The sequence below is a fragment of the Bacteroidales bacterium genome, from assembly GCA_013141385.1.
In the GTDB taxonomy this organism is placed as follows: domain Bacteria; phylum Bacteroidota; class Bacteroidia; order Bacteroidales; family Tenuifilaceae; genus UBA8529.
This window is the reverse complement of record JABFRB010000026.1, coordinates 1-21,257: the sequence shown is the minus strand read 5'-3', so window position 1 is coordinate 21,257 and position 21,257 is coordinate 1. Positions and strand designations below refer to the sequence as shown.

Sequence of the window (21,257 nt, the reverse complement as noted above, 5' to 3'; positions counted from 1 at the left end):
TATTACACAATATTGTATATAAGTTATGTAGTTCACATATTGTAGAATCATCAATTAAAAATTAAAAAAAGAGGTGATCCCGTGAGATCACCTCTTTTGAATTATGTTTTTTTGGTGTATTATGGTTTTGTTATAGCATTACCGTCAAGAGCGACAGCCGTTTGTGCTAATGCTCTACCATTCAAAGTTGCGCCAGTTTGGAAAGTAATACCTGTCATCGACAATATAACACCTTCAAAGTGAGAGGTTGTTCCAAAGGTTGCCTGACCAGCTACCTGCCAAAAAATGTTTTTAGCTTGAGCACCACCGATAAGGGTAACATTCACTGCGTTACTCATCAAAAGATCGCCTGAAATCTGGAAGATCCATACATCGTTTGCGCCACCTGAAATGGTAACATCAGAAGGTAAAGTAACGGTATTCGTCCATTTATAAAGACCTGCTGTTAGCGTTTTTCCACCAATATTACCTGTGCTCAACTCCAAGAAATCTGGATTTGAACGACCAGCTGCATCGTTGTAAGCTGTAATCATGTTGTTAACTGCAGTGGTTAAGTTAATAGGAGTAGGATCTGCCATATCGGCTGCAAATATACTACCAGTTACCTGTGCAGATATTGCATAACCTGTTGCATCTGTTAAGGATAAACCTGTGATATATGATGTAGCGGCTGGGCTAAGTCCTAAGTCTCCTGTAATAGCTGAAGTTGAGATGTTGGTGATTGCTGTTTTTGCAAGAATCACGTAATTACCTGCAGATCCAAGTTCTACCACTGCTAAATTTGAAATGGTACTATTTGTTGTAAAACTCAATACGGTGTTGATTGCAAGTGCATTCCCAGCCAAATCTTTTGCACCAGTAGTTATTGTAGCAGTATAAATGCTGCTTGCTGCTAAGGCGTTTGTAGGAGTAAATGTTGCAGTGATTCCAGAGTAAACTATCGAACCTGAAATAGCATTTGTGCCTTGATATAAGGTAAATGTATTGGAGTTAATAGTCAAAGGCTCCATTGTTTCACTGAAAGTTATTGCAATCACTTTGTTGCGTTCAACATTAGTGGCGTTGTCAAGAGGACTTGTCAAAGTTACTGTAGGTAAAGTGATATCCGAATTTGCAATTGTTGTAAAACTCAATACAGTGTTGACTGCAAGCGCATTACCTGCTAAGTCTTTTGCACCAGTAGTTATTGTAGCTGTATATGTAGTTCCAGCTACTAAGGTATTTGTAGGAGTAAATGTTGCAGTAGTTCCAGAATAAGATACCAAACCTGAAATAGCATTTGTACCTTGGTTTAAGGTAAATGTATTGGAGTTAATTGTCAAAGGATCCATTGCCTCACTAAAAGTTATTGCAATAGCCTTATTAAGTGCTACACCTGTAGCGTTGTTAAGTGGCTCTGTCAAGGTCACTGTGGGTAAAGTTATATCCAAGATTGCACCTGTAGTAAATGTCCAGACATAGTTTTTCTCAATGTAATTTCCCGCGATGTCTTTAGCCCCAGTAGTAATAGTAGCAGTATAGATTGTATTTGATACTAGATTCTCTGATGGGGTAAAAGTTGTTGTTTTACCTGTATATTCTACTACTCCTGATACAGTCTCAGTTCCATGCTGTAAAGTAAAGTTTGCTAATGTCATAGTAGATGGATTCATAGCTACACTAAAGTTAGCTGAAACCATACTATTAATAGAAATACTTGTGGCTTGGTTTACAGGAACTGTAGAAGTCACAGTAGGATTTACACCGGGATTTTCATCCTCTTTTTTACAGCCGGAAAAGAAAACAACCAATAGCATTGCTACGATTGGTAGTACATTTTTTAGTTTCATTTTAGTTTATTTATTAATGAATTATTATAATGCAAAGGTGAGCATCATGGTAGGAGTATGTGTTACATAACTTTGACAATAAGTTATGAAATTCACACATGTTCTTTTTGTGATATTGATTTATATAGAATAAAAAATGCGCAGCTAATAAGCAGCGCTCTTCTATTATCTTGCACATGTTTACTGTTTAGTTATGGTATGGTAATTCCTATCAACTTTTACATTTATTCAATCGTCAATAAGTGTTCATAATAGGAGCGAAATCTCACAAGCCTTATATAGACCAACTCAATTCCTTCCCCATTTTTTTGTAATGGAAAATGGTTGTTATGATTTTTTTCAAGTTTAAGAAATCGGTTTGGCTTTTCACTAAGTAATCAAAAGCTCTATGATGTATACAGTTAATAGCTACATCAATTTTATTCTGAGAGGATAGCATTACAACGGAAATATCTGGATTGAAAGAATTTATTTTATCCAGTGTTTTTAATCCGTTCATGGCGTTTTTATCAATACTATCAAGATAATAATCTAAAATGATTACATCTGGGTTGTGTGTTAGATTTGCCATACAAAGTTCACCAGTTGCAAATGTTTTAATGGTAAAATTAGTATGCGTGAGAAAATCAATTTCTAATAATTTTAAAAATAGAGCATCATCATCAACCAGGAAAAGTTGAATTTTATTATTGTTTTTCATGAGTTATAAAATGAGGCTTCCTTTACCAGTTCAACAATACTTCTTAACAATAATTGTTTGTCAATGGGCTTAGGTATGTAATCATTCATTCCAGAAGCTTTGCATATTGCTAAATCCACAGAGATTACATCAGCAGTTAATGCGATAATGGGAATTTTAGAATTCATTGTTGTACGAATGTATTCTGTCGCTTCAAACCCATTCATTACTGGCATCTGTATATCCATCAAAATAATATCGTAAGATTTGCATTGTAACATTTCAATGGCCAGTTTTCCGTTAGCGGCCATATCGCATTCAAACCCGAAACCATACAAAAGCGTTTTCATCAGTAATTGATTGACTGCAACGTCTTCAACCACCAATATTTTTATGTCTTTAATTTCCATATCCATTTTTTTTACTTGCTTCTACATCTTCTAGAGTGATTGTTTTCTGAATACTCATTATGAAGTTATATGCAGAGTCCTCATTAACTTTAGTTTTTAAATTAATACTTATTACTGATTGTTTAGCAATGACAAGTACAAATCCTCTCTCCTAATACAATCTTAAAGAACCGCTAGATGCCTGTATAAGTATTCAAAATCATTTCGCGGTATTCCAATTTCTGTATCCGTAACCGAAAATTAAATAGTTATTTTCTCTTTATTTTCACTCAGTAAAAAGACGCTAACTGCAGTTTTACATTTTGTTATAAACTTTTCTGCATTACTCGTAAGATTATGAAAGAGTCAGTACAAACGAACTGGGGTCACCAATTAAGAGTTAAGCAGATACTTATTGTTTTACAATCGTATTACCTGCCATAGTAATTCCACCTATTCTTGCTAATGCTCTGCCATCAAGTGTTGCTCCGGTATTGAAGGTGATGGATTGCATTGCCATAACCGTTCCTTTAAACACCGATGTAGTTCCAAACGTTGCGGAGCTTCCAACCTGCCAAAATATATTGGAAGCTAGCGCACCACCGCTTAGGAAAACTTTGCGACCCGATGTGGTGGTAAGGCTCGACGCAATTTGTATAATGAAAACAGCATCTGCATTTCCCATTGCATCAAAAGTGAGATCGCCAGATGATATTGCAAGCGATGAGGTTGACTTATATAGACCAGGAGTAAGGGTTAGCCCACCAATATTACCCGACAGTGTTACTATATCGGTACATGTTCGTCCTGCTGCATCGTTGTAAGCAGCCGTTAAATCAAGTTTCGCCTGAGTGGCTATTGCATCATTGATATGTAAAGTTCCATTTAAAATTCCTGGAGGGAATCCGCCTACCGATGTGCCTGGACTTAGACCAATATCACCAGTTATTACTGTAGCGCCAGTGTTAGTGACTGCTGAACCAGAAAGGATTGCTATGTTGGAAGCATCAGCAAGAGGAATGGCTGTCTGCACAGTGGTTTGCACTGGAATTTCAATTTGATTTGCAGGATTAGTTTCATCCTTTTCACATCCTGTAGTTAAAACAACAGATACCATCGCAAGGGCTGTTAATAGTTTTATCGTTTTCATTTTTTTAATTTTAAGCTGCGAACGAATTCTCACAGCATTACAAAGGTGATAACTAATTAAAAATGAAGTGTTACACAACTTTGTAAATGAGTTATATAATTCACACATGTTCTTTATGTAAATAGGGTTATATTAAAATGGAAGAGCATTGCTCGATTAGCAATGCTCTTCTTTCATGCACTAAAATACTAAACCTTTATTATCTAAAACCTTAATGGTTCTTGTTCTATTACATCCTATCCATATACCAACTTAATTCCTTCTCCATTTTTTTGTAACGGAAAATGGTAGTTATAATTTTTTGCAAGCGCACGAAAGCCGTTTCACTTTTTACTACGTAATCAAAAGCTCTATGGTGCATACAGTTTATTGCTACATCAATTTTATCCTGCGAGGATAGCATTACAACAGGAATATCAGGATTGTAAGATTTTATTTTATCCAATGTTTCCAATCCATTCATGGCATTTTTATCAATACTATCAAGGAAATAATCTAGAATGATTACATCAGGGTTGTGTTTTAAACTCGCCATACAAAGTTCACCTGTAGCAAATGTTTCAATCGCAAAGTCTGCATGCTCAAGAAAATCAATTTCTAATGATTTTAAAAATAAAGCATCATCATCAACCAGGAAAAGCTTTATTTTATTTTCGTTTTTCATGACCTATTACTTTTAATTCTGTTATACTCTTCTTCTAATTCGCTACATGCTTGATTGCATATATTTTCAAGCTGCATTACCATCTCGAAAACTCCCTGATTATCAATTAGGTTAACTTTTGTCTCTTGTTGTGTGATAGAAAATTCCTGAACCTTTTTTGCCATGTTTTCAAAATCTGTGCTAATTCCCATAATTGAAAAAGAGGGAATCATCTTATGAACTGCGGCGTGCAACGAATTCATATCTTCATCAAGCCATCCTTGTTTCATCGCCTTTACTAACGGTGGGGTTTGTTCCAAATAAAGCGAAATCATTTCCATCATCAATTCAGGATTAGCTTTTGTACGTTTGACTAGATAATCCAAATTGATGCATTTCGATTTTTTAATTTCAATATTTACATCTCCTTCAGATCCATTATATTTTACTTGAGATGGCTTCTTAACCAGTCCAACTATTTTGCTGTATAATAGTCTTTCGTCAACCGGTTTTGCTATGTAATCGTTCATACCCACTGCTTTACATTTTGCTAAATCCACAGTTGTTACATCGGCAGTTAATGCAATGATTGGAATTTTTGAATTCATATTATTGCGAATGTATTCAGTCGCTTCAAAACCATTCATTATAGGCATCTGCAAATCCATCAAAATAATATCGTACGATTTAGCTTGTAACTTCTCGATGGCTATTTTCCCATTGTCGGCAATATCACGTTCAAATCCAAAATCGTCCAACAATGTTTTCATTAATAATTGGTTGAGGGCAATGTCTTCAACGACTAATACTTTTATGTTTTTAATTTCAGTATTCAACTCTTCTATTCCTGCTTCTAATTCTGCATTAGCATCGGTTTTTAGAAAGTTAAGCACAAAACTAAAAGTAGAGCCCTCGTCAATTTTGCTTTTTACGGTTATTTTACCACCCTGCGGTTCAACCAGCTGTTTAACAATGGCAAGTCCTAATCCAGTTCCCCCGTACAACCTTGAGGTGTTACTAGAGGCCTGCTGAAAGTTTTCAAAAATATTCCCTATTTTATTTTCTGCTATTCCTATTCCAGTATCTTTAACAGCAAATTCAATGGTTGCTTTCTTTTTATCTTCCTTCAGCAAATGGACACTTACCGTAATCTTACCTTTTGTTGTAAACTTTACAGCATTACTCACAAGGTTTAATATTATTTGGTGTAAACGTACAGGGTCACCAACCAATACTTCTGGAATATTGCTATCATATTCTTTAACCAGTTCTAAATTCTTTTCCTGAATTTTTGTTTCAAATAAGTGCAGCATTGCTGATATGGATAACGCCATTTTGAATGGGGTCTGCTCAAATGTCATTTTTCCTGAGTCGACTTTTGCCAAATCTAGGATATCGTTGATGAGTACGATTAATGCATCGCCACTCAATTTTATTGCTTGTAAATACTCTTTCTGCTTTGCAGTCAAATCTGTTTTTAGTAACACCTTTGTAAATCCGATAATCGCATTCATTGGAGTGCGAATTTCATGACTCATATTTGAAAGGAACTGTTGTTTTGCTTTAACCGCATCTTCCGCTATTTGTGTGGCACTTTCAGCTTTGCTCTTTGCTTCTTCAGCAATTACTGTTGTCAACTCAGCAAACACTTTTGATTCTACCAATTCGGTTGCAACTCTTTTTTGGTCAGTAACATCCCTAGCTACAATTACCACTCCCAGCACATTACCACCATCATCTTTATAAACGGATCCATTAAATAGCACATCAGTCAGCTTGTTATCCTTATGGCGAAGTGTAAGGGGAGAATCAGCAACCGATCCTTTTGCGAAGACTTCCTGATAGACTTCACGCGCCTTTTGTGGTTCGGTGAAATAATCGAAGAAATCAGTGCCAGTAAGTTCTTCTCGTGTAATCCCCGTAATGCTAGCTAGCGCTTCATTCATATCGGTGATTTTACCTTTGGTATTGATAGTAACTAATGGATCTAGACTTGCCTCGATAAGGCTACGTGCATAGTTAGCAATCCTTAATTCTGCCGCTCGTTTTTCCTTTTCAACGTTTTGGAAAGCAAGCTCTTTGTTGGCAATGATTAACTCTGCCGCTCGTTTTTCCTTCTCATTGTTTTGAAAAGCAAGCTCTTTATTTGCAATGATTAACTCTTGTGCCCGTTTTTCCTTCTCATCATTTTGAAAAGCAAGTTCTTTATTGGCAATGCTTAACTCTTGTGCCCGTTTCTCTTTCTCATCGTTTTGAAATGCAAGCTCTTTGTTCGCAATGATTAACTCTGCGGCTCGTTTTTCCTTTTCATCGTTTTGAAATGCAAGTTCTTTGTTCGCTATAATTAACTCAGCGGCTCGTTTTTCTTTTTCATTGTTCTGAAAAGCAAGCTCTTTATTGGCAATTATCAGCTCAGCGGCTCGTTTTTCTTTTTCATCATTCTGAAAAGCAAGCTCTTTGTTGGCAATGCTTAACTCTTGAGCCCGTTTTTCCTTCTCATCGTTTTGAAATGCAAGCTCTTTATTGGCAATGCTTAACTCTTGAGCCCGTTTTTCCTTCTCATCGTTTTGAAAAGCAAGCTCTTTGTTGGCAATGCTTAACTCTTGAGCTCGTTTTTCCTTCTCATCGTTTTGAAAGGCAAGTTCTTTGTTGGCAACTCGTAACTCAATGGCCCATTTTTGCTCAGCAATATCTCTAGCCACAACAACTGCACCCAGCACATTACCACTATCATCTTTATAAACCGATCCATTGAATAGTACATCAGTCAGTTTACCCTTTTTATGGCGAAGGGTAAGTGGTAAATTGGCTATCGATCCATTTGCGAATACTTCCTGATATACTTCACGTGCCTTTTGTGGTTCAGTGAAATAATCGAAGAAATCGGTACCGGTGAGTCCTTTACGAGTCATACCCGTAATGTTAGCCAATGCCTGATTCATATCCGTGATTTTTCCTTCGGGGCTAATGGTAACCAACGGATCCAAACTGGCTTCTATTAAGCTGCTTGCGTATTGGGACTCATGTGTTTTCGTTCTTTCCATCTTTTTGTTTTATAACACCGTAGGAAAAATTGTTTTATTTGATTTAAGCGCTCTATTCATGTTTGACTTCGGGCACATTTCCAATATCTTCAATCGGACTTCGCCTTTTGTCTTTTAATTGTTTGAAGTGAGAGGGTGAGAGCCCAGTTGCTTTTTTAAATTGATTGGATAAATGCGCAACGCTACTGTAATTCATCTTCTCAGCGATTTCTGTAATGTTTAATTCATCGTAAATGATAAATTCTTTTATCCGTTCAATTTTATGTGAAATAACGAATTGCTCAATTGTAGTTCCCTGTACTTCTGAAAACAGATTTGCCAGATAAGTATAATCGTGATTTAGTTTCTCGCTTAAATAATCGGAAAAATTTATTTTGATAATTTCATCTGTATGATGAACCATTTCAACAACTACATTTTTAATTTTCTCAATCAAAATAGCTCTCTTGTCGTCCATTAATTCTAGCCCAGAACTGTGTAAAGCAATTTTCAGTAACTCTCGCTGTTCTAAAGATATGGTTTCCATAATTTCAACTTCGCCTAAATCAACAACGATGAAGTGCAGTCCAAGCTTTTTTAGTTCTTCCTTTACCGCCATTTTACAGCGATTGCTCACCATGTATTTGATATAGATCTTCAAAATAGATTGTCTTTTTTAAAAGATTTCGATTATTTACCTCTAATAATCCTGAGTAAAATGGCAATTATTGCAATTACTAGAAGAATATGAATAATGCTACCTACATTGTAACCAATAAATCCGATAGCCCATGCAATAATCAGGAATAGGGCGATGATGTAAAGTAGATTTCCCATAATAGTGAGTATTTAAAATTTTAGAATTAAGAGGTTATATAGCAGTAACAAAGATAGTCCTTGCTATTTTGCATACCGTTACACTATTTAGGGAATAAGTTACATTATTCACACATTCCCCAATGTGCTACGTCTTTTTTGTTTAAGATTTTTGAAGTGCGATGGGGTAAGCCCAGTTATTTTCTTGAATTGATTAGATAAATGGGCTACACTGCTGTAATGCAGTTTATAAGCAATTTCGGTAAGATTGAGTTCATCGTAAACCAGAAGTTCTTTTACCTTTTCAATTTTATGTGCTAGGTAGAATTGTTCAATTGTAGTTCCCTTAACTTCGGAAAACAGATTTGCAAGGTAAGTATAGTTGTAATTTAGTTTTTCGCTTAGATAATCGGAAAGGTTAATTTTGATTTGATCATCTGAATAGTGAACCAATTCAATGATAATCGTTTTTATTTTCTCAACAATTATACTCTTTTTATCATCCATCAGCTCTAACCCAGTTTTTTTTAGAGCTAACCCCAACTGTTTAAACTGATCGGATGAAATATCTTCGATAATTTCTACTTCACCCAATTCAACAGAGGTGTAATGCAATCCAAGTTTTTCCAGTTCGGATTTCACAACCATCTTGCATCGGATGCAAACCATATTTTGAATGTATATTTTCAATCAATTCTATTTTCTAGTCACTAAACTCTTAGGAGATAAATGTACAACAATTTATTGATGGATTTTAGTCTGATTATTAAGTAATTTAGTCGAAATTAGCTGTAACTTTATATGGTTATTGTTTTACCTAGTTTGTTGAGGCGTGGTTTTAATTGAAACGAAAATGATGTAATAACAAAACAATTTATTAATTCTACTGACGGTGGATCATCGATTAAGCCATTTGATTTTGCTATTAAACGAGAAACTGAGGCTTTTTCTTAGTATCAGTTTTGGTATCTTTTTATTTATTCTTTTTTTTCAGCCTTTTACTTTAGATAGGTTCGACTTTAACAATCGGTTGCTCTTTGTTGCTGGATTTGGTGGAATTGTCTTTTTCTTTATGTCTTTAATACAGGTTATATTACCATGGCTAATTTATAAGAACAACCAAAATGAAAATGAAACAGTTTTTCCTTCTTACCTGAGTAGTTTTATTATTTTGGCTTTAAATTCTGTTGCTTTCACTTTCTATTTAAGGTATGTAGGGTTTGTTAATATATCATTTTATATTGTTGCTAAAGTTGTTTTGGTTTGTCTTGCACCTCCTGTAGCTTTAAGATTATATGATGTAAATAAGGAGCTGAGGCAATTAAATGAGTCACTTATTATAGAAAAAAAGATTATTCAAAAACAAATAGAGAAACAACAAGAGGATGATTTGAACAAATCCATAGAGTTTACTTCAGAAAATAGTACTGAAAATTTCGTACTTCCTATTGTGGAGATTGTTTGTATTAAATCTGCCGACAATTATGTTGAAATTGTATACAAGAAGGATGATAGTTTTAAGAAAAGGCTTATTCGAAATACTTTAAAGAACATCGATCTTCAAATAAAACACTACTCAAATTTTGTTCGTTGTCACAGGATCTGTATTGTAAACAAGTATTACATTGAAAGACTCAATCATAGCTATAGTAAATATTGGTTAACAATTAGAGGATTCCAAGAGCAAATCCCAGTTTCGCGCCAGTATATTCTTAAACTTAAAGAAACTTTATAGCCTTTTAAGGGTGGATACTACCTGCCCATACTTTTTGCCATTTACCACAATAATATTTGGTTTACCACAGAATGAGGTAGATTAATCCCTTCCTTTTGCAATAGGTTTAATATCGAAATAAATTTGGGCAACTATCTTAACTCTATTGCAATGAATATTCTGTTAGTGTACCCTAAATACCCCGATACATACTGGAGTTTTAAACATGCTTTAAAATTTGTGTCGAAAAAAGCAGTGAATGTACCCTTAGGTATACTTACAGTCGCTGCATTACTACCCAGTGAATGGAATAAGAGGCTAGTAGACCTAAATGTTTCCAAACTATCAGATAAGGATATTATTTGGGCTGATTTTGTTTTTATCAGCGCAATGTCAATCCAAATAGATTCTGTGAAACAAATTATTGAGCAGTGCAAGCGACTTAATACTAAAATAGTGGCAGGGGGCCCTCTTTTTACAGAGGAATTTGAAAAATTTAACGGAGTAGATTATTTAGTTCTAAATGAGGCAGAAGTAACTTTCCCCCTTTTTATTGAAGACCTTAAAAATGGTCAGCCGCAAAAAATCTATCAATCAGGTATATTTGCAGATATTACTAAATCACCAATCCCCGATTATTCGTTGATTAAGCTCAATAAATACGCTGGGGTAACAATACAATATTCAAGAGGTTGTCCCTTCGATTGCGAGTTTTGTGATATAACAGCTCTGTTTGGACATAAGGTACGTACAAAAAACTCAACACAAATTTTATCGGAGTTAGACCAGCTATTGCGAATTGGATGGCGGGGAAGCGTGTTCTTTGTGGATGATAATTTTATTGGGAATAAACAGAAGCTAAAGAACGATTTGCTACCTGTCATTATCCACTGGATGAAATTAAATAATTACCCGTTTATCTTCACAACGGAAGCTTCTATTAACCTTGCTGATGATAAGGATTTGATGGATATGATGGTTAAGGCTGGTTTTGCTCAAGTGTTTGTGGGTATTGAATCTCCCGATGAGAACTGCTTAATGGAGTGTAATAAAATTCAAAATAATAATCGCGATCTGCTAAGTAGTGTAAATTTAATTCAACAGTATGGTATGGAGGTAACAGCCGGTTTTATTGTTGGATTTGATAACGACTCTACGAGCATTTTTCAGCGACAAATTGATTTTATTCAAAAAAGTGGAATTATTACCGCAATGGTGGGATTGTTAAATGCACCTCGATTATCAAAACTATATAAACGATTGAAAAAGGAGGGGAGGATAGTTGATAGTTTTACAGGCGATAATACAGATTATTCTATGAATTTTATTCCTGTAATGGACAAAAAAGTGCTGCTAGAAGGTTATCAAAAAATTATTAATAATATTTATTCTAGTAAATCCTACTACGAAAGAATATTAAGGTTTTTGAAACATTATAACCCTCCATTCAAAGAGCAACGTACAATATCGTTTAATCAATTTATTGCACTAATAAAATCAGTTATTTACATTGGGATATTGAAGAGACATAGAAGATACTACTGGCAACTTGTGTTTTGGACCCTTTTCAATAAACCAAAAATATTCCCATTGGCAGTTACCTACTGTATTTACGGTTATCATTTCAAAAAGGTATTCAGGAATATTAATTGAATGTCTTGATTTTTTACATCAGACGAAGTCCCTTCTTTTTGACAATGCCATCCATAGAGTTCTGAGTTTTTTAAAAGATCGGAACTCTTTTCACAAAACTATGCTATTATCCCTGTCCAAAGCTGGTATATTCCAAATGCTGCAAAGGCAACGCACGATATGGCAAGCGATATTTTGGTTACCCGAGGGCCAAACCGCTTTGCGGCTGCAAAAAGTATTACCATACCTGATGTGCCTATTATTTGTGTTCCGTAGAATCCAACTAGCAGAACAATTCCATGATTTGAACTTTGCTTCCAAGCGCTCATTAGCTGAGGGCCTAGAATTAGGCTCCAACCTATATAAGGTGCTGGGTTAAGAGTATTTATTAGCACTGCTTTAAAAAAACCTCTTTGATTGGTTGAACTATTCTCACCATTCAAATTATAGTTTCGCCACGATTTGTAAGCACTGTAAGCCATGTAAAGCAGTAGGACTCCACCCGCACATTGTAGAATGGTAAGGAAGCTTGCAGGAACTTTGGTGAGAATGAAAAGTACTAGCACAACTGGAGGTATATCGCTCAGTAGCGGAACAAAAACCAATGGTAGGGTTTTACGCCACCCATTAAGTATGCTTTGCGAGAAAAGTAATGCCTGAAAAGGGCCAGGTTGCACCGTGCAAGCAAACCCAAACCCAATAGCGAATATTAAATAGTTCAACATAACAGATTATTGACTTCCTCCTTTTGAAACCCCAAATTTAATCAGAAAATGAACTTTTGAATAGTTTTCATTAATTCAGTTTCCTATTCATCGGTAATGTTTTGATTATGTATCTATAATCTAGTAGAATAATTTTTTTTTGACCTTATTTAGCTATTGAAATAGACTGGTTTGAATGAACTTATAACCCTCTAACCTGTTTTGTATATTCATAACCATAATATCAATTACTATGAAAAACATAATTAAGTCACAAAGCAAACTAGTAGTTGCAGCCATTTTACTATTCGCTTTGTTAAGCGCAACTAATAGCTGCAAAAAGTCATCCGATTCACCCGGTGCAAATGAGGTTTATATCGAGAACATGGCTTTTAATCCAAGCACCATAACTGTGGCTGCCAATACCACCATAACCTGGACAAACAAAGATGGGGTTCCCCATACAGTAACCAGCTCAACTGACTTATTCAATAGTGGTACAATAGCCAATAATGGAGTTTATAGCCATACCTTTACAACAGCAGGAGCCTATTCATACAGTTGTACAATACATCCAGATATGGTTGGTTCAGTAGTTGTAAATGCAACCCAAACAGGCGGCACGGGATACTAAAAAAGGTAAATTAAATTTTTACTAATAGATGAATACTAAACCTAGAGAACCGAACCTTTTAAAAGTTCGGTTCTCTTATCATATTTTGACGTCATTGCGAACGTTCTTTGCGAAGCAATCCAGAGAGATTACTTCGCCTCAAAGAGCGAGGCTTACAATGACGGGTTTGGCATTATACGCTTAACTTATCACTAGTAAATCCTAGATTCCCGAACTTTCAAAAAGTTTGGAAATCCTATCAGAATTTATTTTACTAATAATCAAGTTGGACTGTTACGTTAACCTCAATATTTGTATTAGGATTCCCATTTGTATCGGTATCAAAATATTCATTTAATAAATTTTCAAATACTGAACAATCAGTAGCATCAAATTTGCATCTCATTAAATCATATTTGTCCCCAACTAAAATACACCCTTGAAGTGTGCCAGAAGTACCAGATGTGATTTCGTAATTTCCGCAATGAATTTGTATCCCTTCCCGTTGAATCTCCTTCATCTTAAAATTATCATTTGGATCATAAACCCTGCCTGAAATTACATTAAATTGAATTCTCCATCCCCTTTTAGTGCCTTTATACATTGGCTCTGCTACGTATGTACCCACAGGAATTGAGCTGACGTTATTTTGATTATTGTTAAATCGTAATTCTAAAGTTTTGCAGTAATAATTACCATTAACCCATAATTCGCCGAGAGTACATTTATCCCTTTTTTCTTTGCGCTTTACTAACATTTGTATGGCAGGAGGTTTAACAGACCAGTTGTAAGCGAGACCAGATGTAAAATTAACATTCTTTGTTGCTGCAACGGAGCCATCGGAATATTTAGCCACTAAAGCATGATTCCCGATAGATACTTCCGTATAATTACCGTCAACTTGTATTCCATCCACAAAAAGGGTAAGCGTTTGGTTATTAAATTTGTTTATCATTGTTACCGATTGTCCATTAGCAACAGGATTAAGTAATACTAATGAATAGAAAAAAATAGAGAATAGGGTTGTTTTCATTTTCTTGAAATGTGTCAGGATAATTTATATCAATACCTTTAAAATTATTATCTAAATGGCTTACATGAATCCTTTGAGGTTCATTTAGGCTATTGATAATAAGACTGCCCGTTTTTCAAATAATATACTACTAAGACGAGCAGCCTTTAATATCAGTTATTATTTCTTTTTCTTTTTAGGCGGTTGATTAGCTGTGGATGAACCAGATTCTGTTGTATTTACAGTATTCCCAGATGATGTAGTGGTAGATGTGCTTACTGATACATCGTTCCCTGATGAAGTATTTGTTGATGTAACTACCGAAGGTGGGCTTACTGGAGGTATTGTGCCAGGGCTAATGGTAACAGTAGCATCAATTCCCTGACCTGTAACTTGAGTGTTACTATCAAATGATCCTGTATTATTTATAACATTGTTTAAGCCACTTAGGGTATCTTTTTTACTTACAGCAGTAGTGCTCTTAACAGTTTTGCTATTTGTCACCCTCCTTCTATTTTGTGCGAATGCAGATGTTCCCAAAAAAAGAAAAACTGCAAATAGCAGAATAGTAATTCTGCTTGCGTTCATGAATTTTGCTTTCATTTCGTTTAAGTATTAGTTTATTGTTCTACACTTATTATGTGCTATTTCTAAAGTTAATTTTGGTCATTGCGTTTCTCCCTTTAACCATAAACCATTGCACGAATATCTTTTATATACTTTATACTCAAAGTTAACATATTTTAAAAACTATTATAGGACTTAGTATATTATATATGCCCTTAACTATTACATGCATGTATTACTTTAGGTGTTTCTGTGTTAATCTCTAATATATAGTATGAATCTATACGAGGTTTAGGAATCTTTTTAAACCTAGATTAAAAGGTTCAGATAAACCCCAACCTTGAAAAGGGGCAATAACAGAGTTGTATAGCGGGTTTCGTTTTCTTTTTAAAAGAGAGAGTAGGGAGGTAAGTTTGGTGCAAACCCCCTTGTATTCCCTCTTAAAAAAGGGGGAAATCCAACCCACAAAGGTCTATAGCATATCATAAACATCGAACTTATTATTGATAAAAGGAATTAAAGTTCACTGAACATTCCATTCTTGAGCAATTTTTGTGAAGGCGCATCCCCTCTTTTTTTTAAGGAGGGGTAGGAGAGGTTTGCTGGAAATGACTTCGATTATGTCCGTTTTTAGTAAGTTGCTTGGAAGGGTAGTATAAGGAAAAAAAGTTTAAACCCAGAGTTCCGAACTTTCAAAAAGTTCGGAACTCATACCTTGGCTACAGATTAATCAGATCGTTAATCTCGCTAAAGTGAAGTTCCATGTGCCTTAAATAGTCAATAACCATTGTTTTTAGAGAGATATTTTTTTCGGGCGAAGCTGCCCAAGCATTATATAACTTACTTGCATTGATATTTTCGATAACATGAATCAAATGGTAATTTGAATACTTCAAAAGTTGCACAATACCATTCCAATCCTCCTCCTGATAGTTTTGAATGGCAATCCACCTATCGTTATTACCATTCGAGGCGTAGTTGGGATAGTTTAAAGGGTTTTTCTGATATTGCAGATGTATAATCCTGTGTGTATTGTTTGATGCAGAATCAATCATATGCCCAGCAATCTGCTTAATAGTTCTATTCTGAGAATTTCGTCTTTGGGTTACAATATCACCCTTTAAGGCTAATAGCTTTGGTTCCCACTCATCTATTAACGATTGAATTCCCCTAACGATAGGTACAAACTCTGTAATCATACTGTTAAATTTTGAGCGTTCCAAACTTTTTAAAAGTTCGGAACGCTAGTGTTTATAATTGCGGTGTAAATTTAAAACTATTCAGCACAGTGTAAAAAAAATCACTAGTATTATCGCATTTTGCGATAGTGGGTGTTTTTGATTTTGTGATAGTGGCTATCTACTTTGCCTTATTCCAAAAATCGATATCCAACAAATAATTTCCATCCGCCTGTTTGCGCCAAACGTTGATATACTTTACGGTTACATTGTACAGGGTATCCTTGTACATTATTTTAGATGATGCCAAGCCCGTTTCGTAGATAACCTCCTTATCACCATCGATAGTTAAAACGTTAGTATTCATCTCCAAAGTTTTGGAGGTTTTAAAATCCTCTGCCCAAAACGCTTTGATATTATCCCTGCCATGAACAAAGCTTGAGCCATTAGGGCTTAGCTTAGCAGAATCGGCATACATCATGGCTACTTTCTCAGCATCTCCCGATTTAAAGCATTCGCCAAGGGCTATATTTCTACTTTCTACAATCTTTCTCATCTCTGCTTTTGAAATTCCTTGCTCGGGTTTATTGCATGAGTAAAACACAATCAGCAGCGATGCTATTAGAGAAAACATAATAGTTTTCATATAGTTAGCGGTTTTAGTTGATTTCTTTTTTATGTTAACTGCAATATTAAGATAATAACATTGATAGCCAATGTTTCCGGGACAAGAAATATTGAAAGGGTTACCATTTTGACCTGTTAAATGAATTAATTCATACGATAAGAAATAGATAAAATGCTCCAATCGATTAATTTAATGCCGCTAAATACAGTAAATATCAATAAAAACAAGAAATAATATTTGTTGAGCAAATAATATTGTAAAATGTACTAAATCAAAATATTTTATTGTAAATTGCCTTTGCTAAAACAGATGATTGTATTTATAAATATATTTCAGCATAAAGTAGACACAAAGCCTGAGTGTCTTTAAAAGATCGGGTTAACTAATTGAACATAAAATTTAATTGTTATGAAAGAATTAAATGAACTAAAAGGGGTAAAATTACTTACCAAGAGTGAACAAAAACAAATTGTTGGCGGTTTGGCTTGTGAAACTGGAACCAATTGGTGTCCAGATGGATCTTATTGCTGCTTAAGATTGGGGCGGTGTAAACCAGATGGACAGAGTTGTTAAATATTTATTGAGAATAAAAATTTATCAGAGAGAATGTCTAAGAGATTAGTTTAACTATTTTAACATAAAATTTAATTATCATGAAAGAATTAAAAGAACTAAAAGGAGTAAAATTACTTACTAAAAAAGAACAAAAATCAGTAGTTGGTGGACTTGGCTGCATTGGTAGTACTTGCCCTCCTGGCTCATTCTGTTGTACAAAAAAGACACAGGAATTTTATGGAGTTTGTCGTCAATATGGACAAAGTTGTTTCTAACAAAAGTATTAGATTCATTAAATTCAAAACAGCCAGAACTTTAAGCTCTGGCTGTTTCGTGTAATTATTATTTTAATGTCAGTTCAAAAGTAACTACATTGAAAAGTTGAGAATTTAAGGTATTACACATTGTTGATTTTGCATTTATGCAAAACAAACCTCTGTGTTCTCTGTGCTTCTCAATATCAATAAACATCATTATGGTAAATTTACATATTATTAAAACGACCATTTTGATAGATCTAGAACTTAAAACCTCCGTGTTAAACTTATATCGAGTTCAAGTTATTTTAGTAGGTTTATCTACTGAATTTTAGGCAAAAGTATTGAGTTGAATAAGAATTTATAATCACCTGGAATTGAAGCCCTGAATATTGGGCTAAAGCCCATTAGTACAAGCTGTGATTTTCCTTTCTTTAACCAAATTATTCCCGACTTGTTGTACAATAGTTTTTCCCCTTCAAGGTAACCGCTAAGGAGGGTGTTGTCCTCCTCAAAAAAACCAATCACCCTCCTATCCATATCAAAGGTTGGGATTGAGGTTGTGAATGCTGGGTTGCCCCTATAAAAAATTCCTATCTTACTTGGTATTCCCCATGTAATAGGATGATTTTGCAATACATCCATTTTTACCAGCGAACCGGGACATTGCAAACCTTTTTTCTCTAATTTGTCACCTTCATTCCTGAATGGGAGACGAAACTCTTCAGTTGAGGTTTTATCCTTTATAGTCAAAGCTCCTTCGAATAGAGTGGTTGATTCTCCCCACGAGATAATAGTTCCCCCTGAGTTAATAAAATTCATTAGGCTTTCAAACCCTTTTGGTCCCATGCCCTTGGCGTATTCTGGGGGTATGTTGCTGATAAAATAATCTTCGTTTCTTTTTACCTTTCCATCCTTTAGTATTGATGCATCCTCATCGGGAAAAATAATGATATCAAAGCTCTTTGAGAGTTCCGTTTTTTCAAAATCTTTTGGGCGTAGAACGGTAAATTTAATGGAGTAGGTATCAAGGATAAATCTTGTCCAACCGGCATCAATAGCTTGCATGTACGATTCAACTAGTGCAATTCTGGGTAGAGTAATTGGGATAAGCTCAACAACTGGTGTTTTGTTGGTAAAGATGATAGGGAATGTAGATGTTTTAAGCAACTCGGCAAGTTTATCTTGTTTCTTGATAATAAAACTACCGGCAGGAATTGGAGTTCCATCCAAATCAAAATCGTTTGTACATCTATCAACCTTAATTCCGCTGTTTAGCGCATCAAAGGCTAGCTTATATGATTTATTGCTGGTTGATGTTAGTATTGCATATTCAAAGGCATCCTGATAATTCCCTAAACCATAAATTCCATCAATCTTACTGAGCTGTTTTTCAAAATCGATGTTTCGAATATCAATTTGTTTAGATATAAGACCTTTGTGGAGGGGGAGAGACCAACTTGTGATATCGTATGGTTCCATTAGCTCGCCACCTGGAGTGAAATGTCGTTCGGGGTATTTTTGCGTTTCCATAACTTCCTTTATGAAAGCCCTAAAGGGCTGGGCAAGGGGAACAACTATATCGCCCTTTTTATGGTTCATGCCATTCATTGTAAAGTCGGCATCTAGCTTCGATACCTCAATGCCATGCTCTTTTAGCAGATTTACCAGTTCAACCAATTCACTTTTATCAGCCTGATTTTCAGGAACTATGTAGTAGAATGGTGCTTGTGTTTGTCCCTTTTTTACCTCCTTTTTACATAAATCGTTCTGAAGTGCAAGTATTCGCTCCTTGTAAAGCGATGCAGTATTTAGTATCGAGGAGGTTGATTCTATTTCATACTGAACAATATCGCTCAAACGCCACCATCCACCAGTCCAAGGGGCAGGCATGTTTATGCTTATCTTATACTCCGCTAATCCTTTTCCATTTACATTTAGTTCGGTAGGTTCAACAAATACGGGCTTGGCAAGCTGAGCACTAGCCGATTCGGTTAGAAGTGATATCACGTTTTTCCACACACTAGTTTCGGTAGAACCGGGCCAGTAGTTATCGAATAAGCTATGCTGACAAATACCGGTTAGCCCCTTTGCGGTCATATCGCTAATCATATTCTGACCAAAAATTCCAATCCAATTCCAAAGTTTCGGATCAACATTTTCGGCAATGGGATCGGTGTTGGGTGGTACAAAATAGCGTGGACCAGTGGACCACATCTGGTGCTTTTCAACCATTACCTGAGGAAACCATGTTGAACTGGTAATAGTTGATATTGCCTTGGTGTCGGTTTGCGATAGAACAATAAAATCACGGTTATTATCGTGCCCAACGTATTTATGGTAAACACCGGGAAATGATGTTGATTCGTATTTTGTTCCCTTGTACTTATTGTAGTGCTCAACCACCATATCCATTCCATCGGGGTTATGGCAGGGAACCATCATGTAAACAACATCATTCAGTATTTTAAGTTTGCTGGGCTCTGTTGATGTTACCCAATCGTAAGCAATTAAGGGTGCCGATTGCGATGGACCAACTTCGGCGGAATGCATTGTTAGCGATGCAAGCACAAAAACCTTTCCCTCGCTAATCAGGCTCGTCTTTTCCGATTCAATAAGATTAAAATCAAGAGCAAGTTTTTTATTGATATCCTTTAACCTATCGAGGTTACGAATATTCTGCTCCGATGATATAAATGCTATATACATTGGCTTCCCCAATGGAGTTGTTCCAATTTCAACCATTCGTAGCCTATCGGATTGATTATCGAGAGTTTTTAGGTAATCGATTAGCTTTTCGTAGCTGAAAAGCATCCTATCGGCACCGGGTTTAAAACCAAAGAAATCATCGGGCTTTGTTATCGATTGCGCAAAAATGCTAGTTACCAGTAATGATAATAGAAGCATTAAGGTTGACTTTCTCATCTCCTTTGGGGTTGGTAGTTGGATTAAAGGTAGTAAATTTAGTTGTTTGATTTAGAATTGATGGGAAAGTTTAAGGAGGAAATTAAAATGTTACTACTCACCACGGAGACACGGAGATCACAGAGTTTTTTTTCAATAATTGTTTCAACAGTCACAGAAAAATAACCTTGAAACAATTTGGCAAACTGGTTTATGGCTTATGATACCAATATGTTTTTTTGAATAATCATCTCTGTGCTTCTCTATTTTCGCTGTGTTTCCGTGGTTTTTGTTTTTATTTCGTCTATTGCTGAATAGTTACATTAAAATCATTTTTGTTCGATGAGATTTTGAATGGTGTATGTTTTGGAATGTTTATTAAGAGTTTTGCAAAACAGGTTTTTGAAGGGAATGTGGGGGATTAAATTTAGGCGGGTTTAAAATCCTAATAGTGGTAGAATTTGTGTTTAGGTACTCATGGGTTTGTTTATTATTCAACTCCCTTTGGGGTTGTGATTGATTGTTTTTATTCCACGAGTTTCACTCGTGGCTATTCATATTTAAGCCTTTCAGGCTTTTAAAAACTCTCTGCAATCGTATTTCCAAATTTGTTAAGCCGTAAAGTTGACTAGACAAATTCAAATATACAAAAATAGTAGGTTTCATTAATGTAATCCCGAAGGGATTGAAATTGAATAGCCCCAGAAAGACTTTCTATTGTTCCCGATATTTATCGTCACTTGTTGCCAAAAGCCTTAACTCCACAACTAGGCATAAATATCAATATATTTTAATCCTGATTAATAGCTTATTGGCTTTGGTTATTGGAAAAAGAAATTTGAGGTGTTTATTTAAATACTATTATTAGATTTGCATTCTAACCATAGAACGCATGAAGTTTACAGGGGAAAACATAATAGAATTTTCAGGCAGGTTTAAAGACGACTTTTCGTGCTTGGAGTAC

General features: G+C 35.3%; 20 protein-coding genes. 5 read left to right on the top strand and 15 right to left on the bottom strand.

Translation table 11 applies throughout. The annotated features are described in order from the left end of the window. Window positions 1-119: 119 nt before the first annotated feature. The 9 genes from HOO91_15525 to HOO91_15485 all read right to left on the bottom strand — a co-directional run bounded on the left by HOO91_15525 (window position 120) and on the right by HOO91_15485 (window position 9,219). Window positions 120-1,829 carry a DUF3494 domain-containing protein gene (locus HOO91_15525; GenBank protein ID NOU18965.1) on the bottom strand — a complete coding sequence of 570 codons (1,710 nt, stop codon included), beginning with the start codon at window positions 1,827-1,829 and terminating at the stop codon, window positions 120-122. 274 nt (window positions 1,830-2,103) lie between these two features. Then, on the bottom strand, window positions 2,104-2,529 hold the full coding sequence (locus HOO91_15520; protein ID NOU18964.1) for a response regulator: 426 nt from the start codon (window positions 2,527-2,529) through the stop codon (window positions 2,104-2,106). Next, complete coding sequence (locus tag HOO91_15515; protein NOU18963.1) at window positions 2,526-2,918, bottom strand: response regulator; 393 nt, start codon at window positions 2,916-2,918, stop codon at window positions 2,526-2,528. Before HOO91_15515 ends, HOO91_15520 begins: the two co-directional genes overlap by 4 nt. A gap of 391 nt (window positions 2,919-3,309) precedes the next feature. Beyond that, window positions 3,310-4,155, bottom strand: coding sequence for a DUF3494 domain-containing protein (locus HOO91_15510; protein NOU18962.1), 846 nt, complete (start codon window positions 4,153-4,155; stop codon window positions 3,310-3,312). Window positions 4,156-4,276: 121 nt separating this feature from the next. Further along, the gene (locus tag HOO91_15505) at window positions 4,277-4,711 is read right to left on the bottom strand and encodes a response regulator (protein ID NOU18961.1); all 435 of its coding nucleotides are present in this window, start codon (window positions 4,709-4,711) and stop codon (window positions 4,277-4,279) included. Continuing rightward, on the bottom strand, window positions 4,708-7,221 hold the full coding sequence (locus HOO91_15500) for a response regulator (protein NOU18960.1): 2,514 nt from the start codon (window positions 7,219-7,221) through the stop codon (window positions 4,708-4,710). Before HOO91_15500 ends, HOO91_15505 begins: the two co-directional genes overlap by 4 nt. 565 nt (window positions 7,222-7,786) lie before the next feature. Further along, window positions 7,787-8,353: a helix-turn-helix transcriptional regulator gene (locus HOO91_15495; protein ID NOU18959.1), complete on the bottom strand. Its 567-nt coding sequence runs from the start codon at window positions 8,351-8,353 to the stop codon at window positions 7,787-7,789. A gap of 50 nt (window positions 8,354-8,403) precedes the next feature. Then, a complete protein-coding gene (locus HOO91_15490) occupies window positions 8,404-8,550 on the bottom strand; it encodes a lmo0937 family membrane protein (GenBank protein ID NOU18958.1) in 147 nt (48 codons plus the stop codon). 108 nt (window positions 8,551-8,658) lie between these two features. Then, complete coding sequence (locus tag HOO91_15485) at window positions 8,659-9,219, bottom strand: helix-turn-helix transcriptional regulator (protein NOU18957.1); 561 nt, start codon at window positions 9,217-9,219, stop codon at window positions 8,659-8,661. A gap of 202 nt (window positions 9,220-9,421) precedes the next feature. On the opposite strand from HOO91_15485, the gene HOO91_15480 reads away from it, so the two are divergent. After that, window positions 9,422-10,264, top strand: a complete 843-nt coding sequence (locus HOO91_15480) for a LytTR family transcriptional regulator (protein ID NOU18956.1) — start codon at window positions 9,422-9,424, stop codon at window positions 10,262-10,264. Window positions 10,265-10,414: 150 nt separating this feature from the next. Next, window positions 10,415-11,896, top strand: coding sequence for a DUF4070 domain-containing protein (locus HOO91_15475; GenBank protein ID NOU18955.1), 1,482 nt, complete (start codon window positions 10,415-10,417; stop codon window positions 11,894-11,896). 98 nt (window positions 11,897-11,994) lie between these two features. Here HOO91_15475 and HOO91_15470 read toward each other — a convergent pair whose 3' ends face one another. Next, on the bottom strand, window positions 11,995-12,600 hold the full coding sequence (locus HOO91_15470) for a LysE family transporter (protein ID NOU18954.1): 606 nt from the start codon (window positions 12,598-12,600) through the stop codon (window positions 11,995-11,997). 232 nt (window positions 12,601-12,832) lie between these two features. Between HOO91_15470 and HOO91_15465 the strand changes: the two genes are divergently transcribed. Next, window positions 12,833-13,213, top strand: coding sequence for a cupredoxin family copper-binding protein (locus HOO91_15465; GenBank protein ID NOU18953.1), 381 nt, complete (start codon window positions 12,833-12,835; stop codon window positions 13,211-13,213). A gap of 253 nt (window positions 13,214-13,466) precedes the next feature. Here the strand turns inward: HOO91_15465 and HOO91_15460 are convergent, their stop codons facing one another. The 4 genes from HOO91_15460 to HOO91_15445 form a co-directional block, all read right to left on the bottom strand. After that, entirely contained in the window at window positions 13,467-14,225 is a 759-nt protein-coding gene (locus HOO91_15460; protein NOU18952.1) for a hypothetical protein, read from the bottom strand. 159 nt (window positions 14,226-14,384) lie between these two features. Continuing rightward, window positions 14,385-14,807, bottom strand: a complete 423-nt coding sequence (locus HOO91_15455; protein NOU18951.1) for a hypothetical protein — start codon at window positions 14,805-14,807, stop codon at window positions 14,385-14,387. Window positions 14,808-15,490: 683 nt separating this feature from the next. After that, window positions 15,491-15,970: a DinB family protein gene (locus HOO91_15450; protein NOU18950.1), complete on the bottom strand. Its 480-nt coding sequence runs from the start codon at window positions 15,968-15,970 to the stop codon at window positions 15,491-15,493. Between the two features lie 160 nt (window positions 15,971-16,130). Continuing rightward, window positions 16,131-16,595 (bottom strand): SnoaL-like domain-containing protein, encoded by a 465-nt coding sequence (locus HOO91_15445; protein ID NOU18949.1) that lies wholly within the window; start codon window positions 16,593-16,595, stop codon window positions 16,131-16,133. A gap of 390 nt (window positions 16,596-16,985) precedes the next feature. On the opposite strand from HOO91_15445, the gene HOO91_15440 reads away from it, so the two are divergent. Both HOO91_15440 and HOO91_15435 read left to right on the top strand, forming a co-directional pair. Continuing rightward, the gene (locus HOO91_15440) at window positions 16,986-17,150 is read left to right on the top strand and encodes a hypothetical protein (protein NOU18948.1); all 165 of its coding nucleotides are present in this window, start codon (window positions 16,986-16,988) and stop codon (window positions 17,148-17,150) included. 80 nt (window positions 17,151-17,230) lie between these two features. Then, entirely contained in the window at window positions 17,231-17,407 is a 177-nt protein-coding gene (locus HOO91_15435) for a hypothetical protein (protein ID NOU18947.1), read from the top strand. A gap of 303 nt (window positions 17,408-17,710) precedes the next feature. Here HOO91_15435 and HOO91_15430 read toward each other — a convergent pair whose 3' ends face one another. Further along, entirely contained in the window at window positions 17,711-20,314 is a 2,604-nt protein-coding gene (locus HOO91_15430) for a hypothetical protein (GenBank protein NOU18946.1), read from the bottom strand. Window positions 20,315-21,257: the final 943 nt, after the last annotated feature.

Coding starts and splice junctions, on each gene's coding strand:
- HOO91_15460 (NOU18952.1), bottom strand. CDS start 14,225: ATGAAAACAACCCTATTCTCTATTTTTTTCTATTCATTAGTATTACTT.
- HOO91_15515 (NOU18963.1), bottom strand. CDS start 2,918: ATGGAAATTAAAGACATAAAAATATTGGTGGTTGAAGACGTTGCAGTC.
- HOO91_15490 (NOU18958.1), bottom strand. CDS start 8,550: ATGGGAAATCTACTTTACATCATCGCCCTATTCCTGATTATTGCATGG.
- HOO91_15495 (NOU18959.1), bottom strand. CDS start 8,353: ATGGTGAGCAATCGCTGTAAAATGGCGGTAAAGGAAGAACTAAAAAAG.
- HOO91_15435 (NOU18947.1), top strand. CDS start 17,231: ATGAAAGAATTAAAAGAACTAAAAGGAGTAAAATTACTTACTAAAAAA.
- HOO91_15465 (NOU18953.1), top strand. CDS start 12,833: ATGAAAAACATAATTAAGTCACAAAGCAAACTAGTAGTTGCAGCCATT.
- HOO91_15455 (NOU18951.1), bottom strand. CDS start 14,807: ATGAAAGCAAAATTCATGAACGCAAGCAGAATTACTATTCTGCTATTT.
- HOO91_15525 (NOU18965.1), bottom strand. CDS start 1,829: ATGAAACTAAAAAATGTACTACCAATCGTAGCAATGCTATTGGTTGTT.
- HOO91_15470 (NOU18954.1), bottom strand. CDS start 12,600: ATGTTGAACTATTTAATATTCGCTATTGGGTTTGGGTTTGCTTGCACG.
- HOO91_15475 (NOU18955.1), top strand. CDS start 10,415: ATGAATATTCTGTTAGTGTACCCTAAATACCCCGATACATACTGGAGT.
- HOO91_15445 (NOU18949.1), bottom strand. CDS start 16,595: ATGAAAACTATTATGTTTTCTCTAATAGCATCGCTGCTGATTGTGTTT.
- HOO91_15450 (NOU18950.1), bottom strand. CDS start 15,970: ATGATTACAGAGTTTGTACCTATCGTTAGGGGAATTCAATCGTTAATA.
- HOO91_15510 (NOU18962.1), bottom strand. CDS start 4,155: ATGTGTGAATTATATAACTCATTTACAAAGTTGTGTAACACTTCATTT.
- HOO91_15505 (NOU18961.1), bottom strand. CDS start 4,711: ATGAAAAACGAAAATAAAATAAAGCTTTTCCTGGTTGATGATGATGCT.
- HOO91_15520 (NOU18964.1), bottom strand. CDS start 2,529: ATGAAAAACAATAATAAAATTCAACTTTTCCTGGTTGATGATGATGCT.
- HOO91_15440 (NOU18948.1), top strand. CDS start 16,986: ATGAAAGAATTAAATGAACTAAAAGGGGTAAAATTACTTACCAAGAGT.
- HOO91_15430 (NOU18946.1), bottom strand. CDS start 20,314: ATGAGAAAGTCAACCTTAATGCTTCTATTATCATTACTGGTAACTAGC.